The sequence below is a fragment of the Leptotrichia sp. oral taxon 879 str. F0557 genome (genome assembly GCF_000469385.1).
Taxonomy (GTDB): domain Bacteria; phylum Fusobacteriota; class Fusobacteriia; order Fusobacteriales; family Leptotrichiaceae; genus Leptotrichia; species Leptotrichia mesophila.
Genome location: NZ_KI271335.1, coordinates 30,134 through 48,973, shown reverse-complemented (window position 1 = coordinate 48,973; position 18,840 = coordinate 30,134). Strand labels below are relative to the sequence as shown.

Here is an 18,840-nt window from a genome sequence, read left to right as displayed (position 1 = left end):
TTCAAGTATGCTTATTAAGAAAGATTAAATTTCCAAAAATTCCTTTTCAAATTCATCTTCTGTAAGTACCCGAACGCCTAATTTTTCAGCTTTTTCCAGTTTACTTCCAGCCTTTTCTCCAGCGATTAGAAAATCTAGATTTTTTGAAACTGCTGACAGATAATTTCCACCTTTGGACAGGATAATATCTTTTATGTCGTTTCGTTTGTATTTTTGCAGTTTTCCAGTTGCAAGGAAGTTTTTGTCTTTTATTGGATTATCTGCTATTTCTTCTGAATTAGTTTCATCAACAGCAAATTGCAATCCAATATTTTTTAAATCTGTGATAATTTTCCAGTTATCCTCATCATTTAAGAAAGTATTTACAGCAACTGCCACTTTATCGCCAATACCTTTTACAGCCAGTAAATTTTCGATTGACTGATTTTTCAGATTTTCAATATTTTTAAAAGTTTTTGTTAAAAGGTTCGCATTGAATTTTCCAACAAAAGGAATTCCAAGTGCGTAGAGAACTTTTGAAAAATCACTATTTTTACTGGACTCAATGCTATTTATTAAGTTGTCTACACTTTTTTGTCCCATTTTTTCCAGATTTTCCAATTCTTCACGGTATTTTTCCAACGAATAAATATCGACTATTGTTTTTATTTTTCCTAATTCAATAAATTTTTCGACAATTTTGTCACCAAGTCCAGAAATATTCATTGCATCACGAGAAACGAAATAGGCAATTTGGCGTTTAACTTTTTCGGGGCAAAGTGGATTGTGGCATTTTAAGGCAACAAGTCCTTCTTCGTGTGCAAGCTCGCTATTGCAGACAGGACAATTTGTTGGCTCCTGAATTTCAATTTCTTTTCCAGTTCTATCGTCAAACACAACATTTACAACTTGCGGAATAATTTCTGCCGCCTTTTCTACAATGACATTATCGCCAATTTTTATATCTTTTCTGCGAATTTCATCAAAGTTATGTAAACTTGCTCTTTTCACAACAGAACCTGATAAATTCACAGCTTCAAGTTCAGCAACAGGAGTAATTACACCAGTTCTTCCAACTTGAAAAGTTACGTCCATTAATTTAGTCTTTACTTGTTCAGCAGGAAACTTGTAGGCAATTGCCCATCGTGGGCTTTTAGTTGTGTAGCCAAGTGTTTCGTAAAGTGCAAAATTATTTACTTTTATAACAAGCCCGTCTGTTTCATAATCAAGTTTTTTCCTGTCGTTATGCCATTTATCGATGGATTTTTCCAATTCCTTAAAATCAGTATATTTCTCAAATATTTTTGTTGTTTTAAACCCAAGTTTTTCAATATATTCAATGCTTTCCAAATGAGTATTTATCTCGTAATTCTCAGCATTTACAAGATAATAGAGATAGCAGTCAAGTCCACGCTCTGCAACAATTGTCTTATCAAGCTGTCTTATTGTCCCTGAAGCCGCATTTCTAGGATTTGCGAAAACATCTTCTCCTTCATCTTCACGCTCCTGATTTATTCGGTTAAAGCTTGAAATTGGCAAGATAATTTCTCCACGAACTTCCAGCGAAATATTTTTTTTCAATTTTTTAGGAATAGTTGTAATTTCCATAATATTTTCAGTCACATCTTCCCCAACTTGCCCATCTCCCCGTGTTACAGCCTGAACAAGCACTCCATTTTCATAAATCAGGCTTATACTAAGCCCATCCAGTTTCAATTCCAGAATATACTCTAGTTCCTTTGAATGATCCTTAACATTTTCAGATAAAATAATTTTTTTGATTCTTTTGTCAAAATCCTCAATTTCAGAAATATTATAAGTATTCGACAGACTAAGCATAGGCACCCGATGTCGTACTTTTGAAAATTTTTCGCTCGCAGTACCTCCAATCTTTTCAGTAGGCGAACTTTCTCCATTTTTTTCATTTTTCAGTAATTCTGGATATTCCTGCTCAAGCTGTTTTAATTCACGCATTAAAGCATCGTATTCCATATCCGAAATAAGAGGCTTGTCCTCATTATAATAAAGATTGTTATGATATTCGATTTCATTTCTCAATTTTGTATATTTTTCTTCAACATCAGAAAAACTGGTGTTTTTTTCATTATCTATATTTTCATTTTCGTTATTTTTTTCTTGATTAAATAAATTCACGGTTGCTCCTTTTATAAAATTTGTTTTGTAAATTATATCATTTTTTTTATGATATGAAAAGTTTTTGGAGCAATTAAATCAGAGCTTGAATCCCAAATATTGACAAATCGTGAATGGTACAATATAATAGTTTTATTAAGAATAATATAGTGATTTTTTACTTTTTTCAGAAGAAGTGAAAAAAAAATAATTTTAATTTGTATTTTGGGGTTATAAATTTATAAATTGAAAAAATATAAAAATATTCAAATATATTTTAGTATTGGAAAATACTTGAATTGAGGATATTCTGAAAAATTATAGTTATATTTTTAGAGAAAGATAGCGAAAAATAGAGAAATTGTGGACATAGTTTTTTTAGTTTGCTGCAATATATTTTACAATCTATGATAATAAATAAACTTCCTTATAGTGTGTCAAGTTGATATATAGGTAGTTATATTTATCAAAAATATTTAAAAATAGAGAATATTGGAATTCTTAAAAGAAAATAATGGAAAATAAATTAATTAAATAGAGGAGCTTAAATAATGAAAAGTAGTATGACATTACATATTAAAAATGCAACAAAGATTGGTTTTAACAAAAATATTTTCACAACTTGTAAAAAAAATTGACAAATTCAAAAAAATATGGTAAACTAAAATTAGCTTAGGAAGGAAAGTGAGGAATATGAAAATAAAAAATGTTACAAGTCTTGGTAAAAGATTAAGAAAAATTAGAATAGACAACGATGAAATAACATTAAACATGGCTGAAAAGTTAGGAATATCAATTTCATATTTATCTGCTATCGAACACGGAAAAAGAAATATTCCGAATGATTTTATTCAAAAATTGTTTGATAAGTATCAGCTTAGTGAAGAAATGAAAACTTTGATTCAAAAAGATGTTGTTGATTATTCTGGAGAAATGAAGTTGATAATGAGTCAAATGAATGAACAGCAACAAGAATTAAGTTTATTATATGCAAGAAAAATAAACAAATTGAATGACAAACAGATAAAAAAAATGAGGAGGTTTTTAAATGGAGAGGAATAGTGCAATGGAATCCAAAATAAAAGTCAAGCCATTATCTAGAGCACGGATTCGGAAAATTGCCAAAGATTTAAGGAGAGATTTTTGCTTGACCAATGGAAGGATTGATATAATAAAGTTTATAGAGGGGGTTTCCAGCATACTGGGTATGGATTATGAATATGTTGAAGATTCACAATTGCCAAATAAATATGCAGAAACAGATCCGTTGAGAAAGATTATAATAATAAAAGAAAGTGTTTGCATAAGGGCAGCAAACGGAAGTGTAAGAGATAGATTTACTTTAGCACACGAATTAGGTCATATTGTTTTGCATTCCCTAAATAATCCAGAAGTAAAATTTTGTAGATTTGATGAAGTTATAAAACCTTACGAAGATATTGAATGGCAAGCAAATACTTTTGCAGCGGAGTTTTTGGTTGATGTAGAAGAAGCTAAAAATTTAACATTAGAAGAAATAGTTGAAAAATATGGTGTTTCTCAAACAGTGGCTGCAATACAAAAAAAGAATTGTTGATATATAAAATATTTATATATAAAAAAATAGTTTCTCAAACTGCAATTTGAAAAACTATTATAAAATCTTGAAAAATAAAAGATTTTGTTATACTTTGTAAAGTTATTATAACAAAAAAAACTTTGTTTTTCAAGTAAAAATTGAAAAAAGGAGGTAAAAATGACTACAAGAGAAAATATAACTTCGTTAGCTGGTTGGATGTTAGATAAAGATTATAAACCAACAAATCAACTGGTAAAAAGTGTTGCAGGTTCATCTTTAAAATGTTTCGGTGATAAAGGTTATCCAAGTTTAGAAACTTTAGAAAAAGCTACAATGATAAAAACAGCTGGAAGTAAAGTATATAAAAAAGATGAAGTTAAACTAGCTAAAGCATTGCTTAGCTATGACAGAAAAAAACCTAATTAAGTTATTAAGATAAGAGCTACACAAGGCTCTTATTCTTTTTCTTTGCAATCAATAACTGTCTCAATTTTAACTTTCAGAATTTTCAAATCCTGAAGTTTCATTTCTTTCAGCTCTATAATTTTTATTTGTTTTAGATTCTCAATATCTTTTTCAGAAAAGTTTTTGATTTTTAAATTTTCATTTATTGCTCCATTGTTTTTTCAAGTTATCTATGATAAAATAAAGAATAAGTAATTTTAATACTAGCCTTTAAATAGCCCTTATTTTTGTAATAAAGATTATATAAATTTATGATTTCGGAAGAATTTTTTTCTCAAAAAAATAATATTAATTTTTTCATAAAAATCAAAGGTTGCAAACGATTTTTAAATGAGTTAAAAAAATATAAAATAATAATGTATTATTTAAATAAATTGTGTTATACTATATATTATGGAGATTTTGTAGCTGTAATAGAAAAGCTATAGAGATTACTTTTTAGATAGGAGGATATATGGGGATTTTTGATTTTTTTAAATCTTCTGAGAAAAAAGAAAAGAAATACAAAGAACACTATATGGGCGGTAATAATAATCAGCAGCAAATTAGAAGACAGATTTATGATATTGTAAACAATGAATCAGAAATTATGGAAAATGGCAACTATGACAGCTATTCTGATGATTTTAAAGAAATTTCCTACTATGATGAATTTGGAAAAGAATTTAAAATGCCTAAGAAAGATTGGATTGATAAAAAATTATATCCATCCATAAGAAAAAACTGGAGTAATATGGAAGGGCTTTATCCAATAATTCAAGATGCTTTTTCAAAGGAACTGTATCCAGAAATAAAGGAAGCTGTGCTTAGATTTTACGCAGCAGATGAAAACTTTGAGAGAAAACTGATTATGCTTGGAACTTATCATATAAAGACAGGTTCGTGCGAAAGTGCAGTTGAGCTGTATGAAAAAAATTTGAACATAAATAACGTAACTGAAGGACTTTGTATAGCCTATGCTGAGGCATTGGAGGTTTGTGAACGTTTAGAGGAGTCTGAAAAAAAATATTATGAAGCGCTTGAAATCAATCCAAATTCTGCAACAGCATTTAAAAAATATTTTGATATTGTAAAGAAAAGAAGTAGCAAGGAATATGAAAACAAGCTGGAAAAACTTTCAGAAATAAAGGGAAACTGGCGAGCTAAGATGATGCAGGCAATAGTTTATTTCAAAAAAGGAGATAAGGAATCTGGAAATTTCTTTCTAATAACTGCATTAAAAGAGTCTGGGTACAATTCAGAAGTAATGTACATTACCTCAAGTATTTACATACTAAATGAATTATACGATGAATTTAAGCAATATGTACTGGCATATTACAATCCTGAAAAACATAATGTTTATACGGCACTGAATGTATTGAAGTATTACAAGGTAAAGGGAATGTACAAGGAGGGGTTGGAACTTTGTAAATTTACTTCAAAATTTCCATGGATAGAGCATTATAAGAAATTTATGCATTATGAGGATTATTTTTGGAAACTGAAAGTAAAAAAGGAAACTGGTGATGTGAAAGAGAATATGGCAAATCATTTCTTTTCTACAAACAAGCCTATATGGTATTACGAATTTAACCATCCAGAATTTATGCTAAATCAGAGTAGACGTGTAAAGCCTAATATTCTCATTCTTACGTTGACATCAATTGGGGAAAAGTCGGAACTGGCTGAAAATCTGGCGGTTTCATTACCATTGTATCTAAATGAGAATCTTCATTATAAGACAAATCTAAATTATCAGCTTGCAATAGCCTATAACAATGAAAGTCTATTCGTTTCGAAAAAGCGTTATAGCACTAATTATATGAAGTTGATAAGACAGCAGAACAATAACTTGAATTTCGTTTTGGCAGGAAATATCCTGAAAATGCCAAATGTTGAAAAATATGAAATTGAAATATATCTATATGATACGTTTAATGAGCAGAAATCAAGCTTAATTAACAAGATTTATGATGAAAATACGATTTATAATGTTCAGAATGATCTGCTTAAAGCAGTAAGCGGATTCTTTGGAAGAGATTTTTCAATAAAATACGAAAAAAATATGGATAATCTTATACTGTTCTCTCCAAAAATGAAATTCCTCATACAGAGCAGGATTCACAGGGAACACCAATCATGGCGATATAAGAAGCTTCTTTCAGATCAGATTGACGTGGTTCTTGAGGACAGAAATAATGACTTAAAAAAAATAAACCTTCTTGCGTTGTTGTGTGAGATAAAACAGACAAATAGTCAGCTTTTGAAATTCCAGAAACCGCTCATTTACAACATGAACATTCATGGGATTTTTGAAACTCAGACTTTAAAGATATTGGCACCTATTATATTCAGAATATACGATGACGATGTAAACTTTCAAGCAAATATTGAAGCTTTGAATATAACAGATTCAAATTATCTTAATTGGATAAATAAATTTATGGAGGAATAAAATATGCTGTTTTATTTTAAAAAAATATTTGGGACAGTAATATCCTTTTTTTACATTTTTGTGAATCTCAATTTTTATAATTCGATTTTTCATGAATATGTGAATGACAAGATTTTTCATATAACTCTTTGGCTTGGAATAGTTGAGACATTTTTTTGGATTATGCTGCTTTATTCAGTTTTCTACCTTAAGGATAAGAGTAGTAATACAAATTCCAAAAGTCAGGAAGAAGCTGAAAAGAAGGTAGTAAAGGATATAAGAGATCTTTTAATATGTTTTGCTATATTTCTTGTAAGTTTAATATGTATAAACATTTCACGTGTAATCTTACAAAGCTCGCCGTATATGAATGATGTTGTTTCAAGTGTAAGTACGTATGTGCTGTTTGTAGGTGGAACTAGAGTACTTTTCATATTTTCCTCAATAGTATTTATTTTTATTGCAGTAAGCCGAAAAAGTGTTCTACTGATTATTATATCAGTATTGAATCTGGGAATTTCAGTAATGATATGGTTGGACTTTGATGCTAATATTACTGCAGTTATGCGAATTATTATAGCTATATTGGCAATTATTCATTATATATTCTTGAAAAATACTGTTAGATATACTTTTAAAGAAAACGATAATGGGAAAATTGAGATGGAATCTAATCAAAAATTAAAATTAAATAAACAGGAGGATAAGAAATAAAATGAAAAAAAATAGAACAAAGTTGCTATTTCTAGCACTGGCACTATCAGTTGGGAATGTATTAAATGCAAACAATCAGGATGTTTCAAATGAAGTAAAGCAGCCGCCGATAGAAATACGAATTGAAAAGGGAAGAGGGGAAATTATAGAAAGACCTGTAAACAACAATAGAAATAATTCTGTTTCAGGCAGAGGAGGAACACAAACAATAAGAAGTTCCGCTGGATCAATAACGGTAGATTCATCATATTCTTCAAAAGGACAGAACTATAGACAAAGATTTATAATTCTTCACTATACAGCAATGGATAGAGACGGCTCTTTAAGAGCATTGACAAATAATGAAGTAAGCTCACATTATTTAATATCAAATCAGAAAAATGATCCAGTATTTTATCTAGTAGATGAAAACAAAAGAGCGTGGCATGCAGGTGCAAGTGAATGGAAAACAAGTAAGAACTTGAATGATAGCTCAATTGGAATTGAAATTGTTAATGATGGTGATTCAAGAGGATATTTTGAGCCATTTAAAGACTTCCAAATTAAAGATGTAGCTGTACTTGTAAGATATTTAGCAGATAAGTATGAAATCCCTGCGACAAATATTTTAGGACATTCAGACATCGCCCCTCAAAGAAAGCCTGATCCAGGTCCATTATTCCCTTGGGAAGAGCTTTATAGAAAGTACAATATAGGAATGTGGTATGACAATGCAAGAAAATCTGCATTTGAAAATGAATATTCATCTTCATGGGCATCATTACCAGCTGCAACTGTACAAGCTGAATTAAATAAATTTGGATATACTATAAGTACAACTGGAAGATGGGATGAACAAACAAAGAATGTAATAAAAGCATTCCAGTATCATTTTAGACCATCAAAATACGATGGAAAGCTTGATTTAGAAACATATGCTATTTTGAAGGCATTGAATGAAAAATATAATAAGTAGAATCTTAGTTACAAAATAGATATGATAAATAAGAAAGGAATGTTACAGAATGAAAAAATTTTCAGACAGAGTTTTAAATATGCATTATTCGCCAATTAGAAAATTAGTTCCATATATTGATGAAGCCAATAGATCTGGCGTGAAAGTGTATCAGCTTCATATTGGACAGCCTGATGTGGAAACACCAGATACCTTTTTTGAAGGACTTAATAATTATAAGGAAAAGATTGTTAAATATACAAATTCAGCGGGGATAATGGAATTGAGAGAATCATTTTCAAAATCTTATGCAAAAGTGGGAATTGACATTTTGCCTGAGGATATACTGATTACTCAAGGTGGAAGTGAGGCTATTCAAATTACGCTTCAGACAATTTGTAATCCGGGAGATGAAGTCTTAGTTCCTGAGCCATATTATACAAATTATGACAGTTTCTTGAGAATTGCTGATGCAAAATTAGTTCCAATTGAAACCTCCATTGAAAATCATTACCATTTGCCTGAAAGGGAAGAAATTGAAAAATTGATTACTCCAAGAACAAAAGCGATAATGTTTTCAAATCCAAGTAATCCAACTGGAATTGTTTTCAAGAAAGAAGAAATGGAGTTAATAAAGGAAATTGCAATAAAACATGATTTATATATTATTACAGATGAAGTTTACAGACAATTTATTTATGATGAAGAAATTGAAAAAAGCTATCAGTCATTTATGTCGATTCCTGAAATTGAAGACAGAGTAGTTTTAGTTGATAGTATTTCAAAGCACTACAGTGCATGTGGAGCAAGAATTGGAGTTATTGCCTCAAAAAACAGAGACTTTTTATCACAAGCCCTTAAGTTTTGTCAGGCAAGATTGTCAGTTTCAACAATCGAGCAATATGCAAGTACAAACCTCATAAATACTTTAGATACATATATTGACAATACAAAACTGGAATATAAAGTAAGACGGGATATGATTTATAACAATATTATAAAAATACCTGGAGTCATAACTTACAAGCCAAGTAGTGCATTATACTTAATTGCTGAATTACCAGTGGATGATATTGAAAAATTTGCAATCTGGCTGTTAACAGAATTTAGATATGAAAATCAGACGTTATCATTTGCACCAGGTCCTGGATTTTATACAACGCCAGGAAAAGGTACGAAGGAAGCAAGATTTTCTTTCTGTACACATAACTTGATTGAAATTGAAAATGGAATGAAAGTACTAAAAAAAGCATTGGAAGAGTATAATAAATAAAAATAGTTAAAAAAATTTTATAGACTTGTTTAATAATTCAAAATTATAGGTTTTTTGTGATTATAAAAGCAAGTCTAATTTTATAATAATTTTAAAAAAATTTACAACTAAAAATTCATTTAAAAAATAACTTTAACTATTTTTAGCTATTTAAACAGAATATAATTTGAATATAACTTATAAAGTTAGGAGAGAAATTAATTTGATGAAAAATAATGAAAATATCGAACAGATAGAAAATGGAGAAAGTCATATTGAAAGAGATATAAAAAATGCAAAAGAAATTCTGGAGAGAATGAATCCTAATCAGAAAATTAATTATCATACAATTTTAACAAAACTTATTTCAGATTGGGAAAACAAGGATATTCGTCCCAAAATATTAATTCACAGCTGCTGTGCTCCATGTAGTACATATACCTTGGAATTTTTAACACAGTATGCAGATGTTACAGTTCTTTTTGCAAATAATAACATTCATCCAAAAGCAGAATATGTAAAAAGAGCCTTGGCACAGGAAGAATTTATTAAGAAGTTTAACGAACGTACTGGAAATAATGTTGGATTTATTGAGGATGAGTATAAGCCGATGGATTTTTATAAGGCTGTGAAAGGACTGGAAAAGGAAAAAGAAGGTGGAGCAAGATGTACAGTCTGTTTTCAGATGAGGCTTGATATTGTGGCGAAAAAAGCTCAGGAATTAGGATTTGACTATTTTGGAAGTGCCTTGACATTGAGTCCCCATAAGAATAGTCAATTAATAAATACATTAGGGCTGGAAATTCAGGAAATTTTTGATGTAAAATATCTTCCATCCGATTTCAAGAAAAATAATGGATATAAACGCTCTGTCGATATGTGTGCAGAATATGACGTGTATAGGCAATGTTATTGTGGATGTATATTTGCAGCTATGGATCAAGGAATTGATTTAAACGAGTATAAATAGAAGTTAGAAGATATTAAAAAACTGATTTGTTAGAAAATTATAAAAAAATTAAAAATTTGCCTTGAAAAATAAATAAGAATAAGATATAATGTACTTGAAAAGGATTAATAAAAGTTAGGTATTAAAAAGTTAGGCATAAAGGAGTGAGCGAACCTAAGTCTTCCTGATTTAGTCAGGTATTAAAAAGTTAGGTCATAATAGAAGCGAGCAAGTCTAAGTCTTCCTGAGTCAGTCAGGTATTAAAAAGTTAGACCATAAAGGAGCGAGCAGTCTAAGTCTTCCTAATTTATTAATCATTATATTTAAGGTATTTTTAGGCGATATTATTATGTATCGCCTTTTTAAATAAAAAGGGGATTAAATGAACGAAAGGAAAAGTAAATTATATTTTATAACATTAACATCAAGTTATTTAAAGTATTTAGGAATATATGAAAATAAAGTTTCGCTAAAAGTAAACAGACCATTTATAGGAATAGTTTTTAAGATAAATAATAAGGAGTATTTTGCACCATTATCTTCTCCAAAAGAAAAACATAAAAAAATGAAAACTAATATAGATTTTTTCAAAATAGATAAAGGTAACTTAGGAATTATTAATTTTAACAATATGATTCCAGTTATTAATAATGATTTATGTAGGAAAAAATTGGATTTAAAAATGTTAAGTAAAAGTTTAAATACAGAGGATATAAAATATTTTAGATTATTAAAAAATCAATTGAAATATTGTGAAAAGAATAAAAATATTATATTTGCAAAAGCTGAAAAAATATATAATATTTTTACAAAAAATTTCGAAGAATTGAGTGAATCACAGAAAAAAATATATAGAAGAGTAAATAACTTTAAGGTGTTGGAGTCTGCTTCAAAAGAATTTGAAAAGGAATACATAACAGAATTACTTTAAAATTAAAATTAGAAGTGATTTAATTTAATAGAATGATATTAAACGGATTTGAGTATATATAAGAAATTAAATAGAAATAAAATAACAAGAATGAGGATTTAGAAGATGAGAATTTTGATTGTAGAAGATGAGAGAATGATAAACGATATTATAGCTAGAACGTTAAAAAAGGAAAATTACAGTGTTGATAGCTGTTTTGATGGAGAAGAAGCGTTAGATTATATTTTTTCTACGGAGTATGATGTTCTGATATTAGATATAATGCTGCCTAAACTTGATGGGTTTGAAGTATTGAAGAGAATACGGAATAAAGGGATACAGACACCAGTTTTATTTTTGACTGCGAGAGAAAGTGTTCAGGATAGAGTAAAAGGGCTGGATTATGGAGCTGATGATTATTTGATAAAGCCGTTTGATTTTGAGGAATTGCTTGCACGTATTCGTGTAATTCTTAGAAAAAATAGTATAAAATCTGATTCAGTAGGAAATGTTTTTAAATTAGCAAATCTTACAGTTGACTGTAATACACACACTGTATATAGGGATGAAAAGAAGATAAAATTATCTCCAAAAGAATTTTCAGTACTGGAATATATGATAAGAAACAAAAAAAGAGTTATTTCTAAAGAAAAAATTGAGCAGCATATTTATGATTTTGACTCTGAAAGAAATAGTAATGTGATTGAAGTACATATAAGGCTATTGAGAAAAAAAATTGATACAGATTTTACACCTAAATTGATTCATACAATAAGAGGTGTAGGATATGTCTTAAAGGAAGAAAATGAATAAGAATACTAGTAATAATTTTGTTAATAAAATAAATAATAAAAAAAGAATTTCAATAAAAACAAAAATTGCATTATGGTATACGAGTATGATAATTATAATTGTACTGTGTTTTTTAGGAACGATGTTTTATATAAGTTCTATTGCAGTAAAAAATTCTGTTTATAAAAGGCTTAAAACAACAGTAGAAAAAATTAATAAGAGCATTGAACTTGAAAATGGGGAGTTAATAATTGACAATAATCTTAGCGTAATAACCGACGATATTTTTATTTCAATTTATGATAAAAATCTTAACTTTATATACGGAAATACAGATATTGATTTAGAAGTTTCTCAAAATTCTGATGAAAGCAATAAAGTAAAAATAGTAAAACAAAAAAATTCAAATTCAAAATGGTATGTTTATGATATAAGGAAAAATTTTATCGAACATGGAGAAATATTAATTAGAGGGATTACACCTTTTTCCAGCCTTGAAAAAAATATAGAACTAATTATTTTAATATTTATTATTATATTTCCATTCTTGATAATTGTTTCTATTTTAAGCGGAAAATTTATAACAAAAAAATCTTTTAGCCCAATTGAGCAAATAGTTAAAACGGTTAACAAAATTTCGAGAGGGGATGACCTTTCTCAGAGAATTAATTTACAAAGTGGAGAGAGGGAAATCTATGATTTGGCTGAAACTTTTGATCAGATGTTCAACCGTCTTCAAGAAGCGTTTGACAGGGAAGCTCAGTTTACATCGGATGTGGCTCACGAATTAAGGACTCCACTTTCAGCAATTCGTATGCAAAGTGAGTACAGTTTGAAATATTTGAATTTAAATGAAGAATCAGAAGATATATTAAAAAATATTTTGGAAAAATCTAAAAAAATGTCAACGTTGATTTCTCAACTGCTTATGCTCGCCAGAATGGATAAAAAAAATCAAAAACTTAATATCAAGAATGAGAATTTGAATGAAATTATTCAGTTAGTTATTGAAGTTGAAAGCAATTATGCTAAAGAAAAAAATATTAAAATTATTTACGATGAAAAAAATGATATTTTTGCAGATGTTGATAAAGATATGCTTACACGAGTTTTTATAAATCTTATTTCAAATGCGATTACTTATGGAAATGAAAATGGAACAATAAAAATAATTTTAAATAAAATAGAAAATGAATCTGAAAATACTGATGTACAAAAGTCAAAAATAAAATGTCAAATTATTGATGATGGAATAGGAATTTCAAGTGAACATATTAATAAAATCTGGAATCGTTTTTATCAGGTTGAATCTTCCCGTTCCACTGATAATTCAGGACTTGGGCTTTCTATTGTAAAATGGATAATTGAAGAGCATAAGGGGACAATTATGGTAGAAAGTGAATTAGGGAAAGGGACAATTTTTACTTTTTATTTGCCTGAAAAAATTTTGTAATATAGAATTAAAGAAATTATTTTGATTAATATTAATATAGATTTATTTATAGAAAGGAAAAAAATGAAAACATTAGAAAAAAGAGTAAAACCGTTTCTAATTTTAGCAATGCTTCCTGCTGCATCTGGTATAAATTTGTATTCTTCAGAAATAACGACTGTAACAATAAGAAACAATAGAGTGAAAATAAATTTGGAAAAAGCCAAAAAAATTGTTTTTGAACATTCTAAAGTTCATTCAAACAATGTAAAATTGACAAAACTTATTTTAGAAAAAGAAAATAAGAAATATGTCTATGCTATTGAATTTTATTATAGAAATAAAAAATATAGATATAATGTTGATGCAAATACAGGACAGGTGATTACACATAGCTCCAGTGAAAGACTTATATCTGATGCTCGTTTTAGTAGAGAAAAACCTATAACATTACCACCTCAAGCAGTACCAGCACCAGCATCGCCAATTACTGAATCTGATGAATATGATGATATGCAAAGTAAGATGGAATATAGTAAAAGAAGAGATAATGAGGAAAGTTATGCGGCCAAGTATATTGAAAAAGAAAAAAATGTAGAAGAGATGATTTTAGAAAAACTAAAACGAAAAGTTTCTGAAAACTTAGAAAATACTTCATTTGAGGAAGTTATCCTTGTAGATGCTGAAAAATCAGTTTATAAAGGAATAATAAAAGCAAATTATATAGAATATTACTTTAGAGTTAATTTATCAACAGGTGAAGTTTTAAGTTGGAAATTAAAAAAATAGAATTAAAAACAAGGGGCTTATGCCTCTTTTTAAATTATAAAAAAGTTTAAATTTCTTAAAAATTTTCAGTTAAATTTAAGGTTAATTTGCTAAAATACACTTGAATCTTTTTAAACTTAAATATATCATAACTTTTGATACAAATTTTAAAATAGTATTGTTATGATAAGAAAGTAGGAGAACTATGAAAAAGAAATCAAGAAAATTATCTGTATTAGTTATGACAGGATTAACACTTTATGCTGCAAATGGATTTTCTATACCAGCAATAAAAAAAGATTATACTTGTCCGATAGGAAAAGAAAAGTTTAGTAGCATTGATGATTCGCCACAATGCCCGACTAACAAATTTGTAATGTTCAAGAATGAATTTACAAAAGAAGAATTAAAAAAATATGAAAAAATAATAAATTCAAAAGAATATAAGGCTATTCCCCAAAATTTGCCTAAAGAATATTATTTAGGGAGATTTTATGAAATGGCAGGAGGATTTTCAGACAAGGAAATAGGCGAAACATATTACAAAGCATATATAGCACAAATTAATGAGAATTTTGAAAATGCTAACACTTTAAAGGAAAGTTTGGCAAAAGGGATAAGTTATCTTGAAAAATCTTTGCCTATGGAAAATAAAAGCGAATTTCCTTGGAAGCTAGCTTATTTATATATTAGTAACAAAGAATTTGATAAAGCAAATGCCTTAGTGGAAAAACAGTATAAGAACGTTCATTTGGAAAGAATAGCAAATTTTTACTACACTCTCTCTGATATAGAAAAATCTCAAATAAACTATTATGGTTATGACTATATGGATTTTAATAAGGAAAGTATTGATAAAAAAACAGAAAAAGAATTTAGAGAAAAAGCGTTGTATTACTTACAGGATGTAATTAAGAAAAATAAAGGACGTTATTCAGAGAAAGAACTTTTCAGACTGGTAGATTTATACAAATCTTTGGGAAATGAAAAGGCAATTGACGAAGTATTTTCTAAAGCACCATCAGAATACTGGAGTCTGATTGTGTCATATTATTTAGATGAGCCTATAGGAAGTATTGGTGATGTCTATGATGAAAAAAAATTAGCAACAGAAGATAATTTGAAAAAAGCACTAAGTTATGCTGACAAATTAGTAAAAATGATTTCTAAAAATAATAATGCTGATAAAATTCAATATAATCTATCTATAATTTTAAAAGCTGAAGCTGAACGTCGTTTAGGAAAATTTGAAGAAGCATCAAAAACTTTAAGTAAAATAAATTTAACAGATGTTAAAGATACGCTTTATGATTATGATTTTAAAATTCTTAAAGAAAGAATAAATAAGAAGGACATTAGTGTAAGGCAATATATTCCAGAACCAATTAGTTACTAACATTAGAAATTTTTTCATATATTGTAAATTTCTTAAAAATTTTCAGTTAATTTTAAGGTTCATTTGATAAAATACATTTATCAAAGGGAAAGGAGTTGAGTATGAAAAGGAAAAAAAGATGGTTTTCCATCGAGTTTAGCTTACTTGTATATTAGTAACAGAGAATACAATAAAGTAAATGCTCTTATAGAAAAGCAGGATAAGAATATTTATTTAGAAAAGATAGCTGATTTTTATTATAGCGTTTCCAGCTTGCAAAAGGCTGAAAATGGTTATCGTTATAAATATTATAATGAAATCGGTATTGATGAGAAAGCAAAGAAAATTTTTAGGGAAAAGGCATTGAATTATTTACAGGCAGTAATTAGAAAAAATAATGGACAGTATTCGGGACAGGAGCTTTTAAGGCAAGCAGAATTGTATAGTTCTTTAGGTAATAAAGAAGCTATAGATGAAGTATTTCTTAAAGCACAGCCAAAACATTGGAAGTTGATTATTTTACATTACCTGGATGAACATGGAGGAATTATTGGGGAAGTTTATGATAAAAATAATTTAGCAACAGAATCTGATTTGAAAAAAGCACTAAGTTATGCTGACAAATTAGAAAAAATGACCTATAAATCATTTAAAGATAATATTAATATGGAAATGAAAAATATTAAAAGAAATGATTATCTTGAAGCTGCATTTTTGAAAGCTGAAGCTGAACGTCGTTTAGGAAAATTTGGAGAAGCATTAAAAACTTTGAGTAAAATAGATGTAGCAGATATAAAAAATACTGCCTTTAATAGTGATTTGGAAAAACTTAAAGAATTAATTGAAAAAAAGGATAACAGCGTAAGCCAATATATTCAAGGCCGAATTATGTATTAGTTTAAATAAAAAAGTTATAAAATTAAAACTTGAAGGAGAGATGATTTTTATGAAAAAGTTTTTTAATAGAAAGATTGAAATTTTTACTCTTTTGCTATTATGTGCTAGTTTTTTAAGTGCCGCACCTGTAAAAAGTGAGGCAGAAGCATTAAAAAATGTGAAAAAATCTATAATTAAGCATAACCTTGGTGGTAAATTAGGAACAAAGTGTATGAAATTTTACATTGATGAAACTGCGGAAGATTTTCAGGTTGATGTACGTAGTGATAATGAAAAATGTGGTGGAGATCCTAGAGTTGAACCTCGTATGTTCAGTTACACTGTAAATAAAAAAACTGGTAAACTTAAAACAGACAGTTTTGAATATGCAAAGGAAAAAGGAATTGACTGGGAAGGCGATTATCTGTCTATAGATTAGCGATGCAGAAAAATATAGTTAATTAAAACTTAAAGGAGAAATGATTTTTATGAAAAAATTAGTTTTAACAGGATTGCTTGTATTAAGTGCAATGGCATTTGCAGCAAAAATTACTACAACAGGAAAAAGCTGGGAGAAAATTGAAAAAGAAAATAAAGTTCCCGAACAGGAAATCAGCATAATGAATTTTAGCTGGTTGGATAAAAAAGATGGTGTAGAGGGTGTATATAACACATATAGCTTTAAAATAGGGAAATTAGAATCTGATAAAAATAATAACTTTTATCTATCATCATATTATGATGAAAAACCTGAAAATGGTCTTCCGCTAGTATCAGATTTTAATAATATCAAAAATTTAAATGGTTTTACCATTAAAGAAAGTCTTGATGAAAATTCTGAAGTTTATGTTTCATATTATAAAATAAGAAAAACAGATGTAAAAGGAATTTATTATATAGACAACTATATTGGTCAAGATGGGAAAAAACATCCTAAATTGTACTTTGGATTTGATGAAAAAACTAAAAAGGTTGTAATTACTGATAAAAATGGTAATATAAAGAATGTATTGGAATATTATCCAGCAGGTTAGTTATAAAATTAATATTTAAAAAAAATATAAATGAAAGCAAGGGATAAAAAATGCTAAAAAAAATAGGAATAGCAATGTTAATTATAGCAAGTTTAGGAATTGCAGCTACAACAAATGAATCAAAACAAATTAAATTCCATAAAACATTTAAAGAAAGTAATCAGGTAAATAAAAATTTAAGCAATGAAGATAAAGAAATAATAAATATAGCAATAAACTTTGCAAATGAATATATACAATTAAAAAACCCTGATGAGTTCGATAAATGGTTTGCAAAAGCTCCAATTACAGAAAAATTTAGAAAGGAATATTTTAGAAAAGAAAAATATATAGATTTAAAGGAAAAAGAATTGTATGCAGTAACAAGTGAATCACCTAAAGAAAAATTAACTCCTGCTGAAAAGAAATTTTTAAAAGAAAACAATGATATATATTCCTATTATCAATACGATCCTTTATTGGGATTAGGAATAGAAGATTTAGCACAGGAAAGTGAATTTTTACTGAAAGAATATGATCCCGAATCTAAAACAGTTTATTTAAAAGATAAGTATGAGGAAGAATTTGTTATTGATGGTAGAAAAAATTATCAAGGTGGAACAGAAATAATATTAAAACTTGTAAAACAAAATGGAAAATGGTTAATTGATGAATCAAAAATAAAATAATTTAAAAAAAATAAAGGAGAATTAATTATGAAAAAAATGTTATTATTTATGATGTTATTATTATCAGCAACAGTATTTGGAGAAAAAGTTACGAATAAAATTAATTTTGAAATTTCTCCAAAAGAATTGAGAAATATTGTGAAAAGTGAACCGTTGTCAAATTCACACGATAATGGTAGTTATGCTGTTTATTATTATGCAAATGTAGAGGATCCGTTAGGTGTAAAAAGACAATTTAACAGTTTTGCTTTTTCTGAAAATAAGTTGTATTCAACAATCTTTGATTCAGTAACAACAGATGAAGAACATGCAAAAATAATTGAAGCTTATAAAAAAAATATAAATAAGATTTCTAAAGAAAAAATGAATATAAAAGAGCGTAAAGGAGCTTTATTATTATATAATTCAAAAAAAATAATTGAAATATATAGAGTAGTAGACCATACATTTATAAATGTTGCTCTTTATAGTGCTGGAAAATTAAACAATAGTTTGAAAAATTATGAATAAATATAAAAAATGAAAGCGAGTGATAAAAATGTTAAAAAAAGTAGGAATAGCTATGTTAATCGTAGCAAGTTTAGG

19 protein-coding genes are annotated in these 18,840 nt (G+C 28.0%); 18 read left to right on the top strand and 1 reads right to left on the bottom strand.

Features of this window, described 5'->3' with window-relative positions:
- Nucleotides 1-24: 24 nt before the first annotated feature.
- Complete coding sequence (ligA, locus tag HMPREF1552_RS07390; RefSeq protein ID WP_021744522.1) at nt 25-2,133, bottom strand: NAD-dependent DNA ligase LigA; 2,109 nt, start codon at nt 2,131-2,133, stop codon at nt 25-27.
- Between the two features lie 672 nt (nt 2,134-2,805).
- Between ligA and HMPREF1552_RS07385 the strand changes: the two genes are divergently transcribed.
- The 18 genes from HMPREF1552_RS07385 (at nt 2,806) to HMPREF1552_RS07300 (ending at nt 18,765) form a co-directional block, all read left to right on the top strand.
- The gene (locus HMPREF1552_RS07385) at nt 2,806-3,174 is read left to right on the top strand and encodes a helix-turn-helix domain-containing protein (RefSeq protein WP_018498174.1); all 369 of its coding nucleotides are present in this window, start codon (nt 2,806-2,808) and stop codon (nt 3,172-3,174) included.
- The gene (locus HMPREF1552_RS07380) at nt 3,161-3,688 is read left to right on the top strand and encodes an ImmA/IrrE family metallo-endopeptidase (RefSeq protein ID WP_021744521.1); all 528 of its coding nucleotides are present in this window, start codon (nt 3,161-3,163) and stop codon (nt 3,686-3,688) included. The genes HMPREF1552_RS07385 and HMPREF1552_RS07380 overlap by 14 nt, the downstream gene beginning before the upstream one ends.
- A gap of 159 nt (nt 3,689-3,847) precedes the next feature.
- Nucleotides 3,848-4,096: a hypothetical protein gene (locus tag HMPREF1552_RS07375; RefSeq protein WP_018498176.1), complete on the top strand. Its 249-nt coding sequence runs from the start codon at nt 3,848-3,850 to the stop codon at nt 4,094-4,096.
- A 493-nt stretch (nt 4,097-4,589) separates the two neighbouring features.
- A complete protein-coding gene (locus HMPREF1552_RS07370) occupies nt 4,590-6,572 on the top strand; it encodes a lipopolysaccharide assembly protein LapB (protein WP_021744519.1) in 1,983 nt (660 codons plus the stop codon).
- 3 nt (nt 6,573-6,575) lie between these two features.
- Entirely contained in the window at nt 6,576-7,265 is a 690-nt protein-coding gene (locus HMPREF1552_RS07365; RefSeq protein ID WP_021744518.1) for a hypothetical protein, read from the top strand.
- A gap of 1 nt (nt 7,266) precedes the next feature.
- A complete protein-coding gene (locus tag HMPREF1552_RS07360; RefSeq protein WP_021744517.1) occupies nt 7,267-8,220 on the top strand; it encodes an N-acetylmuramoyl-L-alanine amidase in 954 nt (317 codons plus the stop codon).
- 49 nt (nt 8,221-8,269) lie between these two features.
- The gene (locus HMPREF1552_RS07355) at nt 8,270-9,472 is read left to right on the top strand and encodes a pyridoxal phosphate-dependent aminotransferase (protein WP_021744516.1); all 1,203 of its coding nucleotides are present in this window, start codon (nt 8,270-8,272) and stop codon (nt 9,470-9,472) included.
- Between the two features lie 205 nt (nt 9,473-9,677).
- Nucleotides 9,678-10,421: an epoxyqueuosine reductase QueH gene (locus HMPREF1552_RS07350; protein ID WP_021744515.1), complete on the top strand. Its 744-nt coding sequence runs from the start codon at nt 9,678-9,680 to the stop codon at nt 10,419-10,421.
- A gap of 361 nt (nt 10,422-10,782) precedes the next feature.
- Nucleotides 10,783-11,331 carry a type III toxin-antitoxin system ToxN/AbiQ family toxin gene (locus HMPREF1552_RS07345; protein WP_021744514.1) on the top strand — a complete coding sequence of 183 codons (549 nt, stop codon included), beginning with the start codon at nt 10,783-10,785 and terminating at the stop codon, nt 11,329-11,331.
- Nucleotides 11,332-11,436: 105 nt separating this feature from the next.
- Nucleotides 11,437-12,123 carry a response regulator transcription factor gene (locus HMPREF1552_RS07340; RefSeq protein ID WP_021744513.1) on the top strand — a complete coding sequence of 229 codons (687 nt, stop codon included), beginning with the start codon at nt 11,437-11,439 and terminating at the stop codon, nt 12,121-12,123.
- Nucleotides 12,116-13,555, top strand: coding sequence for a HAMP domain-containing sensor histidine kinase (locus HMPREF1552_RS07335; RefSeq protein WP_021744512.1), 1,440 nt, complete (start codon nt 12,116-12,118; stop codon nt 13,553-13,555). Before HMPREF1552_RS07340 ends, HMPREF1552_RS07335 begins: the two co-directional genes overlap by 8 nt.
- Before the next feature lie 63 nt (nt 13,556-13,618).
- A complete protein-coding gene (locus tag HMPREF1552_RS11645; protein WP_021744511.1) occupies nt 13,619-14,323 on the top strand; it encodes a PepSY domain-containing protein in 705 nt (234 codons plus the stop codon).
- A 184-nt stretch (nt 14,324-14,507) separates the two neighbouring features.
- On the top strand, nt 14,508-15,698 hold the full coding sequence (locus tag HMPREF1552_RS07325; protein ID WP_021744510.1) for a hypothetical protein: 1,191 nt from the start codon (nt 14,508-14,510) through the stop codon (nt 15,696-15,698).
- 144 nt (nt 15,699-15,842) lie between these two features.
- Complete coding sequence (locus HMPREF1552_RS07320) at nt 15,843-16,574, top strand: hypothetical protein (RefSeq protein WP_021744509.1); 732 nt, start codon at nt 15,843-15,845, stop codon at nt 16,572-16,574.
- Between the two features lie 49 nt (nt 16,575-16,623).
- Nucleotides 16,624-16,992: a hypothetical protein gene (locus tag HMPREF1552_RS07315; RefSeq protein ID WP_039901380.1), complete on the top strand. Its 369-nt coding sequence runs from the start codon at nt 16,624-16,626 to the stop codon at nt 16,990-16,992.
- A 49-nt stretch (nt 16,993-17,041) separates the two neighbouring features.
- Nucleotides 17,042-17,587, top strand: coding sequence for a hypothetical protein (locus tag HMPREF1552_RS07310; RefSeq protein WP_039901379.1), 546 nt, complete (start codon nt 17,042-17,044; stop codon nt 17,585-17,587).
- Between the two features lie 50 nt (nt 17,588-17,637).
- Nucleotides 17,638-18,255: a hypothetical protein gene (locus tag HMPREF1552_RS07305; protein ID WP_021744506.1), complete on the top strand. Its 618-nt coding sequence runs from the start codon at nt 17,638-17,640 to the stop codon at nt 18,253-18,255.
- 27 nt (nt 18,256-18,282) lie between these two features.
- Entirely contained in the window at nt 18,283-18,765 is a 483-nt protein-coding gene (locus HMPREF1552_RS07300) for a hypothetical protein (RefSeq protein WP_021744505.1), read from the top strand.
- Nucleotides 18,766-18,840 lie beyond the last annotated feature (75 nt).

What these genes read in the sequence shown, in the direction of transcription:
- HMPREF1552_RS07385 (WP_018498174.1), top strand. Translation starts at nt 2,806, where the DNA reads ATGAAAATAAAAAATGTTACAAGTCTTGGTAAAAGATTAAGAAAAATT.
- HMPREF1552_RS07380 (WP_021744521.1), top strand. Translation starts at nt 3,161, where the DNA reads ATGGAGAGGAATAGTGCAATGGAATCCAAAATAAAAGTCAAGCCATTA.
- HMPREF1552_RS07375 (WP_018498176.1), top strand. Translation starts at nt 3,848, where the DNA reads ATGACTACAAGAGAAAATATAACTTCGTTAGCTGGTTGGATGTTAGAT.
- HMPREF1552_RS07370 (WP_021744519.1), top strand. Translation starts at nt 4,590, where the DNA reads ATGGGGATTTTTGATTTTTTTAAATCTTCTGAGAAAAAAGAAAAGAAA.
- HMPREF1552_RS07365 (WP_021744518.1), top strand. Translation starts at nt 6,576, where the DNA reads ATGCTGTTTTATTTTAAAAAAATATTTGGGACAGTAATATCCTTTTTT.
- HMPREF1552_RS07360 (WP_021744517.1), top strand. Translation starts at nt 7,267, where the DNA reads ATGAAAAAAAATAGAACAAAGTTGCTATTTCTAGCACTGGCACTATCA.
- HMPREF1552_RS07355 (WP_021744516.1), top strand. Translation starts at nt 8,270, where the DNA reads ATGAAAAAATTTTCAGACAGAGTTTTAAATATGCATTATTCGCCAATT.
- HMPREF1552_RS07350 (WP_021744515.1), top strand. Translation starts at nt 9,678, where the DNA reads ATGAAAAATAATGAAAATATCGAACAGATAGAAAATGGAGAAAGTCAT.
- HMPREF1552_RS07345 (WP_021744514.1), top strand. Translation starts at nt 10,783, where the DNA reads ATGAACGAAAGGAAAAGTAAATTATATTTTATAACATTAACATCAAGT.
- HMPREF1552_RS07340 (WP_021744513.1), top strand. Translation starts at nt 11,437, where the DNA reads ATGAGAATTTTGATTGTAGAAGATGAGAGAATGATAAACGATATTATA.
- HMPREF1552_RS07335 (WP_021744512.1), top strand. Translation starts at nt 12,116, where the DNA reads ATGAATAAGAATACTAGTAATAATTTTGTTAATAAAATAAATAATAAA.
- HMPREF1552_RS11645 (WP_021744511.1), top strand. Translation starts at nt 13,619, where the DNA reads ATGAAAACATTAGAAAAAAGAGTAAAACCGTTTCTAATTTTAGCAATG.
- HMPREF1552_RS07325 (WP_021744510.1), top strand. Translation starts at nt 14,508, where the DNA reads ATGAAAAAGAAATCAAGAAAATTATCTGTATTAGTTATGACAGGATTA.
- HMPREF1552_RS07315 (WP_039901380.1), top strand. Translation starts at nt 16,624, where the DNA reads ATGAAAAAGTTTTTTAATAGAAAGATTGAAATTTTTACTCTTTTGCTA.
- HMPREF1552_RS07310 (WP_039901379.1), top strand. Translation starts at nt 17,042, where the DNA reads ATGAAAAAATTAGTTTTAACAGGATTGCTTGTATTAAGTGCAATGGCA.
- HMPREF1552_RS07305 (WP_021744506.1), top strand. Translation starts at nt 17,638, where the DNA reads ATGCTAAAAAAAATAGGAATAGCAATGTTAATTATAGCAAGTTTAGGA.
- HMPREF1552_RS07300 (WP_021744505.1), top strand. Translation starts at nt 18,283, where the DNA reads ATGAAAAAAATGTTATTATTTATGATGTTATTATTATCAGCAACAGTA.